Here is a 14,213-nt window from a genome sequence, read left to right as displayed (position 1 = left end):
CCGCTTATGTTCGCGGCTGCCTCGAACCCGATGCGCGCATCAGGCAGTTTCCAGCTTGCCGACGAGCGACAGCGTGAACGACGCGCCCATGTACTTGAAGTGCGGACGCACCTTCATGTCGACCTTGTACCAGCCCGGTTCGCCTTCCACGTCGAGCACGTTGATTTCGGCCTGACGCAACGGGCGGCGGCTGCGCACGCCCGGACTCGGGTTGTCCATGTCGGCGACGTACTGGCGAATCCAGTTGTTGAGTTCCTTCTCCAGATCGCCGCGCTCCTTCCACGTGCCGATGTTCTCGCGTTGCATCACCTTGATGTAGTGCGCCATGCGGCTCATGACGAACATGTACGGCAATTGCGTGCTGAGCTTGTAATTGAGCTCGGCTTCCTTGCCTTCTTTCGACTGGCCGAAGAACTTCGGTTTCTGCGCCGAGTTGGCGGAGAAGAACGCGGCGTTGTCGCTGTCCTTGCGCATGGTGAGCGCCATGAAACCTTGCTCGGCCAGCTCGAACTCGCGTCGTTCGGAAATCAGGATTTCGGTCGGGATCTTGTTCTGGATCTCGCCCATGGATTCGAACGAATACACCGGCAAGTCCTGCACCGTGCCGCCGCCTTGCGGGCCGATCACGTTGGCGCACCAGCGGTAGTCCGCGAAGCTTTCGGTGAGACGCGTGGCAAACGCGAAGGCCGCGTTGCCCCACAGGAACTGGTCGTTACCGCTCGACACGTCTTCCTTGTAGTTGAATTTCTTCGAAGGCGCCGTTTCCGGGCCATACGGCACGCGCAAGAGGAAATGCGGCGCGGTCAGGCCGACGTAGCGCGCATCTTCGCTTTCGCGGAAGGCGTTCCACTTGACGTACTTCGGACCTTCGAAGATGGACGACAGATCTTTCAGGTTCGGCAACTGATCGAACGAGTCGATGCCGAAGAAATCCGCGCCGGCGGCGGCGACGAAAGGCGTGTGACCCATCGCGGCGACGCTTGCCGAATATTGCAGCAGCTTGACATCGGGCGCGCTTGCATTGAACTCGTAGTTAGCGATGATCGCGCCGAACGGCTGGCCGCCGAACTGGCCGTATTCGGCCGTATAGACGTTCTTGTACAGCCCTGACTTGGTGATCTCGGGCGCGTCCTGGAAGTCGTCGAGCAGCTTCTGCTTGCTCACGCTCATCAACTGAATCTTGATGTTCTCGCGGAAGTTGGTGCGGTCCACCAGAAACTTGAGCGAGCGCCACGACGATTCCAGCTTCTGGAAGTCATCGTGATGCAGGATGGCATCGACCTGCGCGCACAGCTTGCGGTCGAGGCTCGCGATCATGTCGTCGACGGTCGCGGCGGTGACACGCTCCACCGAACGCTGCGGTTCGAGCAGTTGCGCGACGAACGCCTGAATACCCTGGCGCGTGATCGAGTACGCTTCGTCGCCCGGCTTGATGCGGGCCGACTCCACCAGTTGATCGAGCAGCGAGACTTCACCCGCCGCGGCCTCTGCCGGCGCCGCTGCGCCGGATTGCTGTTGTTCGTCGCTCAATTCAATCTCCTTCATCTACGAAGTGCTGGTTCCGCGTTACTTGTCTTGTGCGCCGAGTTCGCCGAGCAGCCGCGCGCGCACGCCTTCGTCCTGGATCAGCTCTTGCAGACGCTTGCGGAAGTCGGGCAGATTGCCGATCGGGCTTTTCAGCGCCTTCAGGGCGTCGCGCAGTTCGAGCATCTGACGCAGCTCGGGAATGCGCTCCGCGAGCGCATCGGGCGTGAAGTCGTTGATCGAGTCGAACTTCAGGTCGAGCGAGAGCACGTCGTCGGGACCGGCTTTCTCGTCGAGCTTGTTCGGCACCGAGAGTTGCAGGCCGAGCTTTTGGCCTTTCAGCACTTCGTTGAAGTTGTCCTTGTCGACGTTGATCGGCTTCATGTCTTCGATCGGTACGTCGTCCTGACGCAACGTGAAGTCGCCGAGCACGAGCAACTTGAGCGGCAGTTCCACTTCTGCCTGCGCGTCTCCCGTGGCCGGGCGATAGACGATATTGACGCGTTCCTTCGGAGCAACCGAACCATCATTTGCCATTTCCATCTCCAGATTCACGGCGCCGCGCTGGCAGTGCGGACATCGATGAAAACGCGTCTCGCGCACCGTGCGACTGACGCGGGCCGCCGCCACTGCATACGCTCGGGCGGGCAGCCATCGCCTGAGCACGGGATAACTAACGAAATTGCGTGATACGGAATGCGGGGTGCGGCGCGGGGCGGATGTGAGCCGCTTCAGACTGTCGGATGCTCTGCCCGCGATTGAGCGAAAGGATCGGCGAGTCCGGATGGGAAACGGTCCTTGAGGCTTGAGTGCCTGTCCCGGAATTGAGTGCGAGCCATTATAAACAGACGTATCTCAAAAACCCAACGCATTTTTATCAGTTCATATGCTCTAAAGATCGTCCTCGACAAGCCGTATACGGCGGCCTCCGAAGACGCGGCTTCAGCGCTCGAAAACCCTTGTGCGACAAGGCTTTCGAGCGTATGTCCAGCGGCTGTCCAGGTGGCTCAGGCCTTCGGCGCGAGCCATGAATCTTCGGCTTCGATACCGTCCGGCTCGTAGGTCCAGGTAATCTTTTCGTAGGTGAACGCGAGGTCCTCCATGTGTCCGATCTGCCGGTTGTTCGGATCGAGGCAGTTCGGTGTCCATGACTTCATGTTGGTCAGGATCGCGTTCTCGAGCTTGGCGGTGTAGTACTTTTCCTCCGTGCCTTTCGGCGAGATGCGATAGAACTCGAGCGTGACGGTCTTCAACTGTTCGCCGGACGTCAACGCCTGATAAAGCTTCGGGCTCGACTTGTCGATCTCCTTGCTCACCGTCATCGCGCCATGCACGCGCTTGCCGGTGGGCAGTCCGGTCTGCGGGCTTTTCGGAATTTCGATGGTGTGATCCACGGCTTGCACGAGGATCTTGCCTTCGTGACCTTGCACCTTCGTGGCGCCTTCGATTTTTCCCTGGTTTTGACCTTCGACGGTCAGATAGCACGGCATCGGCATGATTCACCTCTTCTAGGTTGTTCGGGTTGGAGCGCCGTTCTCTTCAGGTCCGGCGCATGTTTGTAGTGTCGGCGGGCGCCGTTGCAGCCGTGTTGCGCCAAGGGCGCCGCATGTTTCATCCGTAACGAACGCGCAACTGCCTGGGTTCGCGAACGTTCGGTCGCCTGTTGCGCGATTTGTGCGCTGCGTTGTGCGTTGCTTTAGCCCGCATTACACTTGCGACCATTTCTAAGATAAATCTCAGGTCGTATCGGAATGCTTATCGCCGATGCGCTCGCTCAACCGGGGGCCACTGTGACCAATGACGTTCGTGCGGCCGCCGCCGCGCCGCACGGTCTGCCCGCTACCGGCGCGCGTCACTATGTGGCGGGCTTGCGGCGCGCCCTGTTTTTGGGCGTGGTTTACGGCGTCCTTTCGACACCGCTCGACACGCTCGGCACCGGTTCGGCGTTGGCGGCGGTGGTGTGGCCCGCCCCGGCGATGGCGGTGGCCTATCTCTGGCGTCGGCCGCTTGGCGAATGGCCGGCCGCGCTCGTCGCGATCTTCATCGCGATGGTCATCGTCGGTCAGTTCGACGTGTTCCCGCTTTGGGTCGATGCGTCCTTCGCGCTCGTCAACGTGCTCGGCGTGGGCGTGGGCGTCGGGCTTGCTTGGCGCTTTGTGAGCCGCCGCGCGCGTCTCGATACCACCGCGCGCTTCACACGCTTCCTGCTATTGCTGCCGTTTGGCACCGTTTTCGCGATGGCGCTCGCGGGTAGCGCGCTATCGCATGCGATCGGCGGTCGCGATCTCATCGATGTCTGGCGCACCATCATGGGCAGCAACGGTCTGGCGATGCTCGTCCTCGTGCCCGGTCTGCTCGCGTGGACTACGCCGCCCGATCCGGATGCGCGGCCGGTGCGCGCGTGGGTCGTCGTCGTGCCGGCGCTGTGCGGCGCGGCGCTGATGATCGAGGCGTTTCGCATCCAGCTTCCTGACGAGACCGAGCATTTGCTGCTGATTTTGCTGCTCGTCTGGGCGGCGGTCGCCGGGTCGATCCGCGCGGCGACGCTCGCGGCTTTCGTCATCGTGACGACGGGCGTGGCGCTCACGGTGACGGGCAATGGTTCGTACCATCAAAACGGCATCATCGGCGTGCGGCAGTTGCAGATCGACCTTGCCGTGCTGTGCACGCTGGTGTTTTACGTGGCGGTCGCGCTGCTCGAACGGCGTGGTTACGAGGCGCGTCTGCAACGCGTGCAGAAGCTCGAATCGCTCGGCCTTTTGGTGAGCGGCATTGCGCACGATTTCAACAATGTGCTGGGCGCCGTGCGCGGCCACGCCGAATACGCCGATGAACTTCTTCCCGCCGATGCCGATGCGCGCCGTCCGCTGCAACACGTGCTGGCGGCAGTCAGAAGCGGCACCGCGATGACCGAGCAGATGCTGCTCGCGGTCGGACGCGGCAGTCCGCGACGTAGCGAACCGGTGTCGATGCGCGTGGTCATCGACGAGGCGGTGGGTTTGGCGACGGCGGATCATCGCGGGCCGGTGACGATTGCCGTGGAATACGACGACGTTCGCCTGGGCGCCAGCGGCATCGATGCGTGGCCTGTCGCGGGCGACCATGCGCAGCTCGTGCGGGTGCTTTTGAACCTGTTGCGCAACGCGGCGCAGGCGGCGCGCAGCTGGGTGATCCTGCGCGTGTCGGCGGGCGTGCCGCGCGAGGAAATCGCGGATGTCGGGCGCGTGCCGGAGCGCACCGCGGTGATTCTGGAAGTGCACGACGATGGACCCGGGATTGCGCCGGATATCGCGTCGCGGATTTTCGACCCGTTCTTTTCGACCAAGCGCAAGCAGAGCGGGCATGGGTTGGGGTTGTCGATTGCGGCGGGAATCGTCGCGGATCACGACGGCGGGATTACGGTCGGAAACGGGCCGCTGGGTGGGGCGATGTTTCGGGTGTTGTTGCCGGCGAAGCGCGTGAAGGGTGTGGCGACGGTATCGCCCGGTGGCCTGAGCGACGGGGGAATGCGTGAGGCTAGTGGTGCGGATGCGGCTTATGTGACGCCGCCGCGGTCGACTATCGGAACCGATGCGTTGCCGTCGGATGGAGAAAAGGCTAACGCGGATCATTTGGCGACAGCGCCGAGCATTGCGTCCATGTCGCGAGCGATGGATGCGGCTCACGCGCCGGGCACGCCCTGCACCGAGTCCAACGCTCCCATCGGCCAAGGCGAACCCGTCCTCCTTGTCGAAGACGACGACACCCTCCGCGCGCTCCTCGAAGACTGGCTCGCCGAATCCGGCTTCGAGCCTGCGAGCTACGCGTCGCCCGCCACCGCGCTCAATGCGTTGCAAGCCGATCCGCACGGCTTCGCGTTCCTCGTCAGCGACATCGAAATGGATGACCTGCGCGGCGACGAACTCATCGTCGCCGCGCGCGAACGCAGTCCCGCGCTGCCCGCGCTCTTGATCAGCGGGGCGCGGCAGGGCGCGCATATCGCCGCGGGCGTGAGCGTGCCGTTCCTCGCCAAACCGTTTGGCCGCGCCGATTTTTCGCGCGCGGTGCAGGCGCTTTATCACTCACACGAAGCCACGCGCTAACGCCATGCCGAGTTCACCCCGCATATTGATCGTCGACGATGACCATTCCTTGCGTGTTCTGCTCGTCGAATATCTCGCCGGACACGGCATGACGACCGAAGGCGCGGCATCCGCCGCCGAAGCGCGCGAATGCCTCGCCGCCGATACCTTCGATCTCGTGTTGCTCGACCTCGGCCTGCCCGACGGCGACGGCCTCGAACTCGCGCGCGAATGGCGCGCGGGCGGCGAGGGCGGCGCCATGCCGATCATCTGCCTCACGGGCCGCACCGAGGAAGCCGACCGCGTGATGGGCCTCGAACTCGGCGCGGACGATTACGTCACCAAGCCGTTTTCGCCGCGCGAAGTGCTCGCCCGCGTGCGCGCCGTGCTGCGGCGCACGGGCGCGGGCGCGGCGCAGGGCGCGCCGATCACGCGCGGAAAGCTGCCGCGCGCGTATCGCTTCGGCGGCTGGACGCTGAATCTGAACACGCGCCGCCTCAAGTCGCAGGACGACGAGACCGTTACCCTCACCAACGCCGAGTTCAATTTGCTGGTCGTGCTGCTCGGCGCGCCTAATCGCGTGGTGTCGCGCGAACACATGATCGAGCGCACCCGCGCGTTCGACGATGTCTATGACCGCGCCATCGACGTCCAGATTTTGCGGCTGCGTCGCAAGATCGAGGAAGATGCGCGCGCGCCCAAGCTGCTGTGCACGGAACGCGGCGCGGGCTACTACCTGAATGCGGAAATCGAGGAAGTGTGGTGATCGACCTTTGCGTGTTTCCCGATTTATCCTCGACGAATAAGCCATGAGTCCTCCTTTCGATACGCTCGGTTCCGCGCCCATTACGCCGGACAACCCCGCTGGCGACGATGTCCGCGACGATCCCGACTTCGATCGCCTGCAGACCGAGATCGACAAACTCAACAGCCCGAGCGCGGCGGCCGGCACGGACTGGGACGTGGTGCAGCGCGCTGCCACCGTGCTGCTCGCCGAACGCGGCAAGGACTTGCTCGTCGCGTGTTATCTCGCGGGCGCGCTCATGCGCCGTTCCGGCCTCGAAGGCCTTGCGAGCGGCTTGACGGTCATCGACGATCTGCTCGCGAATTACTGGGAAACGCTGCATCCGGGTCTCTCGCGCTTGCGGGCGCGGCGCAACGCGTTGTCTTGGATTTTCGAGCGGGCGGTTCAGTTCGTCGTGGACAAGGTGGACCGCGATACGCAGCAGGAGCGCGCATTGATCGATGCGTTGCAGACGCGCCTCGAAGCCATCGATACGCGTCTTGCCGAGAAAGACCCGGACGCGCCGAGCGTGCGGCCGTTGCTCAATCAGATTCGCACGTTGCCGGTTCGGGAAGTTGTGCCCGAGCCCGTGCCTGCTGTAGACGCGCCTGTCGCGTCGGCGGAGACACGACCAGCACAAATCTCGCGTCCTTCTGCGCCGGCCGCTGCCGCATCGCTTGCCGTCGCACCGCTTTCGAACGCGGCCATTGTGTCCGATGCCGATGCCGACCGCGCCTTCGAGCAGATCGCCGAACGGCTGGTGACGCTGGCGGGCTTCCGGCGTGGCAATCGGGCGAGCGATGCGCAGGCGTATCGGCTGAATCGGCTTGCGGCGTGGGGCGCGATTGAAACCGCGCCGCTTGCCGAGCGTGGCCAGACGCGCATTCCGGGGCCGATCGCGGAACTGGCGATTGCATTGGACCGCCTGCAATCCGGCGATGCGCCCGAGGACACGCTCACGTTCGCAGAGGCGAACTTGCCGGCGTTTCCGTTCTGGATGGATTTGAATCGCGCGAGCGCACAGGCGCTTGCGAATCTTGGCGAGCCGTTCGCGGACGCGCTCGCCGAAGTGAACGCGGCGACGCTGCAACTGTTGCGCCGCGCCCCTGAGTTGCCGAATCTGACTTTCGCGGATGGCAAGCCTTTCGCGGATGGCGCGACGCTCGAATGGATCACGAGCCTGCAACGCAATGCGGCGACGGGTTCGGGCGGCGGCGCGGCGCCGGATGCGCTCGCGGTGGCGCTCGGCACGGCGCGCTCGCTCGCCGCGGCGGGCGATCTCGAAGCGGCGGCAGTGGCGCTCCAGGGCGCGACGTTGGGCACGAATCCGGAACAACGCCTGCGCGCGACCATCCACTTGAGCGAATTGATGCTGGCGCATCGGCCGAACGCGCCGCTGCGGCCGTTCGCGCAGATGATCGTCGGCGAAGTGGATCGGCATGAGCTCGACCGCTGGACGCCGCAACTCGCGCTGGAGGCGTTGAGCGCGGCGCACGCGCTGTATCAGCAAAACGATGCGCATGCCGAAGCGATTGCACTGGTCGCGCGCATTGCGAAGATCGATGCGGCTGCGGCGGTGAAGTTGGCGTTGGGGGGCGCGTAGGGGAAGGCGGTCGCGCGCGACGCGTGACGACGGCCGCCTGACAATGCCTCGTTCGCTTGCTCAACGCGCGCCACCCACGGTTCCGGTAGCCCGCCTATTCAAGCCATCGTCCAGTGAGGCAAATCCAGAGAACATAGGTTGGAAACTTGGGCGCAGGCCGCCGTTCGAAGCTGCTGTGATACTGCTTGTGCCAGTTGGTTGTGCTCGCAGGAGAGCTGCTGCACTGTCAGCACCCGTTCCGCGACAGGCGAACGTGCTTTAGGATCGGCGTTAGCCATATTCAGGCCTTCAAGTGAACTGGTCAACGGGCCGCGAGTGCTAACTCCCAGCCCGCGCTCCATTTACCGCTGTGGTCCCTACCCCTTTTTACTGTCTTTACGCGCTTTACGCGCGAGCTGCTTCTCACTCTCGGCCACGCGCGTCATTGCGCCCGCCTGATTCTTGAAGATCAACGCATCGAGCACGTCGCGCACGAGTTGCTGATCCTGCTCGGCATGCGCGCAATGGTTTCGAACTGACAACGCGACATCATCGGGGCCGCGCTCCCCTTCATCAGAAATTCGCGCATCTAAATTAACGCCGAGCCCGATAGCGAAGCATGGCACTTCATGGCGATACCGCCGCTTCGCTCTTAGCGACGAAGAATGCCGAAGCGGACAAGGACGCGCATTAAAAATATTCAGAAAATACTGGCATTGAAAAAATCAGCGGACGGCCTGAAGTCTATGCGGCAGTAAGAACTTAGTTTCCATTAATTAGTCGAGGAATTTATTGTGAAAAAGCACGCTTATGTTGCGCATAGGCCGTTATCAAATGAAAAGGGTAAGGGCACGACGCATCACGTGGTAATCGTTGACCGAAAAGAGGTAAAGGAAACTAAAACGCAGAAAGAGGCAGCGGATTGGGCACTGTCAATGAACTACTCAGTACACGTTGCACGAGAGCGGCATTTGCAGGATCAGGATAAGCCCGCGCATTGGCGGCAGTATCCTTGAGAAGATGTAGCAGAGCGGAAATAGCTAGATAAGGCGGCACGGAAGTTTACTCCGTGCCGCTTGAATGGCGAGAGCGCGAGATGATGCGCGACTAAGAAAGGGAAGAACGAAGAACCAGCGTCGTTGCCGGTGTCATAGTGTATTCGGCAATAAAGAATAGCCGGCCCGTTGCCTCATCCCAAGCCCCGCCCAGCTACCAAACAGCGAACTCAAGACCCCGCCCCCGACAACCCCGGCACTGTCGGCAAAACCGGCAACGGCGGCACGTCCGGCGCCGTCATCGGTCCTGACTGAATCGGTGCAAACGAAGGCGCCGCCGCCGTCACCAACGGGCCGCGCGCTTCCAGCAGACTATCGAAACGCGCCTGCAGCGTCTGCGTTCCCGCCGGAGAAGCCGGCGCATTCCAGCACATCCCGATCTGCTGCGGCAACGACACGCGTAGCGGCTGCGGCGTCGTCCCGCCACCATTACCCGCCAGCTTGATTAGCAACAACTGCTGCGTCTGCGCCGCAAGCGTATCGATCGCTTGCTGGCGCAGCTGCGTCTCTTTCTGCTGCGCGTCCTGCAATTGCGCCAGCTGCGTCGCGCCATCGATGATCGCGTCCTCGCCACGGAACTCGTAACGCACCGTGATCTGGTCGATGCCGCGCTGCGCGAGCGCCGCCGCCGACGACGGAAAATCCTGCGGCGTGAACAATCGGTGCCCATCGCGGAAGTCGCGCAGGAAACTGACCACGCCCGCATCGCCGCGATAACGCTTGGAGAGCGTCAGGCCATCGAAACGAATCAGCAAACTCACCTCGCCACACTGGCCGAGTGTCCAGTTGAAAGTGTCGCTCACCGGGAAGTTGAAGTTGGTCAACGTGCGCGCGCCCGCCGCACACTGCACCGTCAGCACGGTCGCGAATGGCCGCATGCGCGCTGAAGGATTCACGTCGATAGGCTGAGCCGTGATCGTCAACGGATACGCCTTCGCCTGCGCCGCCGCAATCTGCTGCTTCACACTCGCAATGGCCTGCTCCGCATTGGCCTGCTGCTGCTTCGCCTGCTCTTGCGCCGCCTGCGCCTGCGCTGCGTCGGCTTCGGCGCGGGACTTGGCGCGCTGTGCTTCCATCAGCTGCGCGGTGCGCTTGCCGACCGCCGAATTCAGCGTCGGCAGGAACGCGGCGGTGAAGGGCACGCTGTAATCGGCCGTCTGCACTTCAGAAATCGCGCTCGCCGAATGCGTCAGGAACGGCTTGGCCGGCCCATCGACAAAACTCCACACCGAACCCTGCGGACCGTACAACTGATCGACGACCTGCGTCATGCTGGTCGCCGCCTGCAACGGCCAATACACCTTGCTGTCCCAATCCGATTGCAACGCGCACGAAGTCTCTTCTTCCGTATAAGCCAGCACGAAATGCAGCGGACCGCCGATCAGATGCCAGATGGCCTGATCAGCCGCGCCGTTGGAATCGACTTCGTCACGCAGGCGCAAGAGGGCGCGCGCGGCATCGTGTACAGGCGATGTCTTCACCGCCGGATCGACGCCAAAGCCATGAAACGCAGCCGATACGCCATATGCCTTCGCGGTGCCATCGGTGACGGTGGCCGCGATCTGATCGATGTCCTGAAAATAGTCGCGCATGGCGGATGCCGCGCGCGCATTGACGCGCACCGCCGCCGCGCCCGCCAGCGGACTGCTCGCGATGCTGTCGCGGATCGCCTGGCCGCCGAACGAGTTGATGCTTTGCACGATGCCACCCGCACGGCTCGCGATCAGCGCGCCGGTGGCATCGCGCCGCAGGCGGCCCATGCGTCGAGCGGTCTGCAGCCAGTCGGGCAACTGGGCGTCGGCCACGCCTTCGAACTCGTCGTTGACGCGATCGAGCGCGCGCAGATAAGGGCTCGCGTTCTGCGTGATGGTCGCGAGCCGTCCGCGCCAGGCATCGCGGCCCGGTAGCAAGCGTTCGCCCTGCGGCACGGTCTGCACGAAGCTCTGCCACGCCTGAAAGCGCTCGATCTGATAGTCGTGGTCGAAGAACGCCTGTTGCTGCACGAGTTGCGCATCGTCGACGACCGCCTGATGAATCTCCTTCAGATAGCCGTCGATATCCACCCGTCCCGCGCGCGTGTACGCGGCCGGCACCTTGATCTCCGCGAGCCGGTTCGCTTCGGCGAGTTGCGCGTCGGTGCGCGCGGCTTCCACGGCCTTCGAATCGGGCGCCGTTGCACGGCTCGACGCCGCCGTGATGCGCCCGCCCGCGACATTGCCCGCAACCGGAGCATCCACGTTTGCCAGACGCAGGGATTGCGCGCGCGCCGAGTTCGCGTCGAGCCAGAAGTCGGCGAGCGAGACATCGTGCAGATGCGGGTCGATCGGCGCAAGCTGCGTGAGCCAGTGCATGCGGTTCTGGTACAGCGCCTGGGCAAGCGTCGCCTGCTGTTGCGCCACGCGCGTCACGATGTCGCGCGCATTCGTCGCCGACCACGCGATATAGGAAATGCGCAAGTCGTTGATCTGGTCGAAGAGTTGCGACGACCACGGCGCCATGTCGCTATAAAGCGGCTGAGGCATCGCGGCAAGTTCCGGACGATCCGCGCCCGCCACTTTCGCGCGCAGCAGATTCGTCACGCGCACTTCGTTGAGGATGCTAAGCGGCAGCGTGCCGTCGGTATCGTTGACGAGATCGCGCCGCAAATCCAGATCGAAATCGCGTTCGACGGCTGGTCGGATGTACTGCAGATATTGCTGCGTGTATTGCTGGCGCAGCCGTTCCTGCAAGCGGTCGATATGGCCGGAGATCATCCAGCGCGAACGCCAGTTGCGGTTGCGGCGATCGATCTCGCGCAGCGCGGTGTTGCTGCGCGTGAGGGTAGCGGCGTCATCGACGAGCAAGCCGTCGAAGCGCTGATGAAATGGATAGCTGCGCTCGATCTGCGTCAGCGTGTTGACGTTGCGGATGAACGACATCGTGATCAGCAAGCCGAACGCAACGGCCAACATCACCCACGCGAGCATGCCTAGATGCTGTGTCGCGGCGAACCAGCGATTGACGAGCGCGGCAGGTTTGCCGACGTTGCGGTCTTGCGGCAGGATGCGACCGAAGAGGTCGTGCAGGAACACGCCGGTCGTCGAGGGTTCGTGCGGCGGCATCGGGCGCAGCGTCTCCGGCAGCACCGCCGAGCGCGCGCCGCCGGCCTGCAGGCCGCTCGAAAAGAACAGTCCGCGCAAGAACGGCGATTCCAGATACGGGCTGTTACCAAGGCACGCCTTCACGAAGAGTTCGGTGCCCGCGCGCAGGCGGTCGAGTTCGTTCGGAAACAGCAGCAGTTCCACCGCCGATTGCGGATGCCGCGCAACCAGCGCAACCCGCATCGCGCGTAGTCGTTCGACGATGGCATCGAAGGCCAGTGAGAGGAAGCGCTCGGTCGGCGGATCGTCGGCGGTGGCGGGCGCGAGATGACCCATCGCCTGATTCAACGCGGTCTCGGGCAAGAGCGTGCTCCAGCTTTCGAAGCCATAGAGCTGATCGCACTTGGTGACGAGCACGTACACCGGAAAGCGCCGCCCGAAAAGGCGGATCAACTGTTCTATGCGCGCACGGATCACGCGCGCTTCCTGATCGATCGCCTCGCGGTCCGGCGTGACGAGCCGGTCGGCGGAGATGGCGAGCACGAGTCCGTTGATGCCTTCGCGTCCGCGATAGCGCGACAGCAGGTCCAGCACCAGATTCCACTCGCGGCGGTCGGCGTCTTCGTTGTCGGCATCGACATAACGGCCCGCGCAGTCGAGCACGATGGAGCGGTCGAAGTACCACCAGTCGCAATTTTCGGTTTGCGGGACCGGCGCGCCTTGTTGCGTGTGATCCTGCAGCGAAGTGGACAGCCGCGAGCGCGCAAGCGCCGTGGTCTTGCCCGCGCCCGGTCTGCCGATCACCATGTACCAGGGCAGCACGTAGAGCGGATTGCCGAGACGCTTCAGGCTCGAACCGCGCAGAAGCGCCGCGGCATCGCGGAACTTGCGGCGCAAGGCGCCCGTGCGCGACCCGCGCTGCGCGGCTTCCTGTTCGGCACGCCGCTGCCGCGCGATGATGCTGCGGGAACGATACGCAAGCGTCAGGCGCCGCAGGAAGATCAACATGAAGAACATGCCGAGCGCGCCGAAGAAAATCGCGGCGGACGCCCACAACGGCCATTCGAGATACAGCGTCAGCCCCCAGCTGACGAGCGCCAGCACGACGAGCGCAAGGAGCCACAGCAGAACGGTGCGCAGGACTTTCATTGGATGAGCGGAAGAAGAGCGTTCACCATCTGCACGATGATCAGGTGATAGGTGCCGTAGAGCACGGCGAGCACGACCACGGGCAAGCCGAAGCCGATGAGCGTCTGCCGGCGAAGCCGCCAGCGCACCCGGCGCGCCGCCGGTTCGACGCCGGTTTGCGCCGCGCGCGCCGATTCTTCGCTGACATACGCTTGCGGAAAGAGCACCGCGCCGGTGGCGGCCGGAACGCCGCCTTCGTCGAGCACTTTCTGAAGCGTGACGCGGCGGCGTTCGTCGAGCTGACGCGAGCTGCGCTCTTGCGCATAGCGACCCTTGAAGCCGAGCGCGAGACACAGCGCAAAGACTTCGCGCACATCGGCCTGATCGTCGCGCAGATCGTCGAGACGTGCGTAGAACGAGACGCCGGCGGTCGTCGTGTTGAAGTGGCGGCGCTGCATCAGATGGCGCTGCCAGTGCGGCGCGCCAGCCCATTCGGATGAGATCAGCACTTCGTCGGCCCAGGCGAGCACGGCGAAAAGCGCGTTGTCGAAATCCGATGGCACGAAATTGTGGATGCGCGCGTCGTGCCGCGCCTGGTCGATGGCTTCGTCGATCGCTTCGGCGAGTGCGCGTGCGCGCGCGGCGTCCTCGGCGGGCGTGCCGCTCGATGCGTTCGATACACTCGCCCGTGGCGCGAGCGAAGGAAGCGGCGCGGGCGCCGGCGGGGCATCGGCGATGGCGATGGCGACGGCGTTGGCGTTAGCGTTTGCGCTTGCGCTTGCATTGCCATTGGCGGCCATCTCGCCGATAGGCTGCGGCGCAAACGGCGAACCGCCAGCGGAAGCGGGCTGCGATGCAACCGGACGCGGCGCGGCGGGCAAGGGCCTTGGAACGGCAGGCGCCGCCGTCGACGGCCGCAAGAAGGCCGGGGCGGCGGCCGTATCGATCGTCTGCCGCACCAGCGCGATGACGGGGATCAAAGTGTCGGTCAGATGCACG

Annotated in this window: 9 protein-coding genes; 3 read left to right on the top strand and 6 right to left on the bottom strand. The window is 63.8% G+C overall.

Annotated elements, in window-relative coordinates:
• Window positions 1-39: 39 nt before the first annotated feature.
• The 3 genes from tssC to LDZ28_RS27855 all read right to left on the bottom strand — a co-directional run bounded on the left by tssC (window position 40) and on the right by LDZ28_RS27855 (window position 3,020).
• On the bottom strand, window positions 40-1,545 hold the full coding sequence (gene tssC / locus LDZ28_RS27865) for a type VI secretion system contractile sheath large subunit (protein ID WP_370652288.1): 1,506 nt from the start codon (window positions 1,543-1,545) through the stop codon (window positions 40-42).
• Between the two features lie 21 nt (window positions 1,546-1,566).
• Entirely contained in the window at window positions 1,567-2,061 is a 495-nt protein-coding gene (gene tssB, locus LDZ28_RS27860; protein WP_244831862.1) for a type VI secretion system contractile sheath small subunit, read from the bottom strand.
• Between the two features lie 470 nt (window positions 2,062-2,531).
• Complete coding sequence (locus LDZ28_RS27855; protein WP_244831861.1) at window positions 2,532-3,020, bottom strand: Hcp family type VI secretion system effector; 489 nt, start codon at window positions 3,018-3,020, stop codon at window positions 2,532-2,534.
• A gap of 294 nt (window positions 3,021-3,314) precedes the next feature.
• Here LDZ28_RS27855 and LDZ28_RS27850 point away from each other — a divergent pair, with 294 nt between their 5' ends.
• From LDZ28_RS27850 to tssA, 3 genes are read left to right on the top strand one after another with little or no spacing between them, the layout of a single operon-like run.
• Window positions 3,315-5,606, top strand: a complete 2,292-nt coding sequence (locus tag LDZ28_RS27850) for an ATP-binding protein (protein WP_244831860.1) — start codon at window positions 3,315-3,317, stop codon at window positions 5,604-5,606.
• Between the two features lie 4 nt (window positions 5,607-5,610).
• Window positions 5,611-6,351, top strand: a complete 741-nt coding sequence (locus LDZ28_RS27845; protein ID WP_244831859.1) for a response regulator transcription factor — start codon at window positions 5,611-5,613, stop codon at window positions 6,349-6,351.
• Between the two features lie 43 nt (window positions 6,352-6,394).
• On the top strand, window positions 6,395-7,972 hold the full coding sequence (gene tssA, locus LDZ28_RS27840) for a type VI secretion system protein TssA (protein ID WP_244831858.1): 1,578 nt from the start codon (window positions 6,395-6,397) through the stop codon (window positions 7,970-7,972).
• Window positions 7,973-8,328: 356 nt separating this feature from the next.
• Here tssA and LDZ28_RS27835 read toward each other — a convergent pair whose 3' ends face one another.
• From LDZ28_RS27835 to LDZ28_RS27825, 3 genes are all read right to left on the bottom strand, one after another.
• Entirely contained in the window at window positions 8,329-8,493 is a 165-nt protein-coding gene (locus LDZ28_RS27835; protein WP_244831857.1) for a hypothetical protein, read from the bottom strand.
• 683 nt (window positions 8,494-9,176) lie between these two features.
• Window positions 9,177-13,235 (bottom strand): type VI secretion protein IcmF/TssM N-terminal domain-containing protein, encoded by a 4,059-nt coding sequence (locus LDZ28_RS27830; RefSeq protein WP_244831856.1) that lies wholly within the window; start codon window positions 13,233-13,235, stop codon window positions 9,177-9,179.
• A complete protein-coding gene (locus LDZ28_RS27825) occupies window positions 13,232-14,212 on the bottom strand; it encodes a DotU family type IV/VI secretion system protein (RefSeq protein WP_244831855.1) in 981 nt (326 codons plus the stop codon). The genes LDZ28_RS27830 and LDZ28_RS27825 overlap by 4 nt, the downstream gene beginning before the upstream one ends.
• Between the last annotated feature and the right edge of the window lies 1 nt (window position 14,213).

It is taken from the genome of Caballeronia sp. TF1N1 (assembly GCF_022878925.1).
Classification (GTDB): domain Bacteria; phylum Pseudomonadota; class Gammaproteobacteria; order Burkholderiales; family Burkholderiaceae; genus Caballeronia.
This window is presented reverse-complemented; position numbering and strand designations above follow the sequence as displayed.

Excerpts from the sequence above, each read along its gene's own strand:
- tssC (WP_370652288.1), bottom strand. The coding sequence starts at position 1,545 with ATGAAGGAGATTGAATTGAGCGACGAACAACAGCAATCCGGCGCAGCG.
- tssB (WP_244831862.1), bottom strand. The coding sequence starts at position 2,061 with ATGGCAAATGATGGTTCGGTTGCTCCGAAGGAACGCGTCAATATCGTC.
- LDZ28_RS27855 (WP_244831861.1), bottom strand. The coding sequence starts at position 3,020 with ATGCCGATGCCGTGCTATCTGACCGTCGAAGGTCAAAACCAGGGAAAA.
- LDZ28_RS27845 (WP_244831859.1), top strand. The coding sequence starts at position 5,611 with ATGCCGAGTTCACCCCGCATATTGATCGTCGACGATGACCATTCCTTG.
- tssA (WP_244831858.1), top strand. The coding sequence starts at position 6,395 with ATGAGTCCTCCTTTCGATACGCTCGGTTCCGCGCCCATTACGCCGGAC.
- LDZ28_RS27830 (WP_244831856.1), bottom strand. The coding sequence starts at position 13,235 with ATGAAAGTCCTGCGCACCGTTCTGCTGTGGCTCCTTGCGCTCGTCGTG.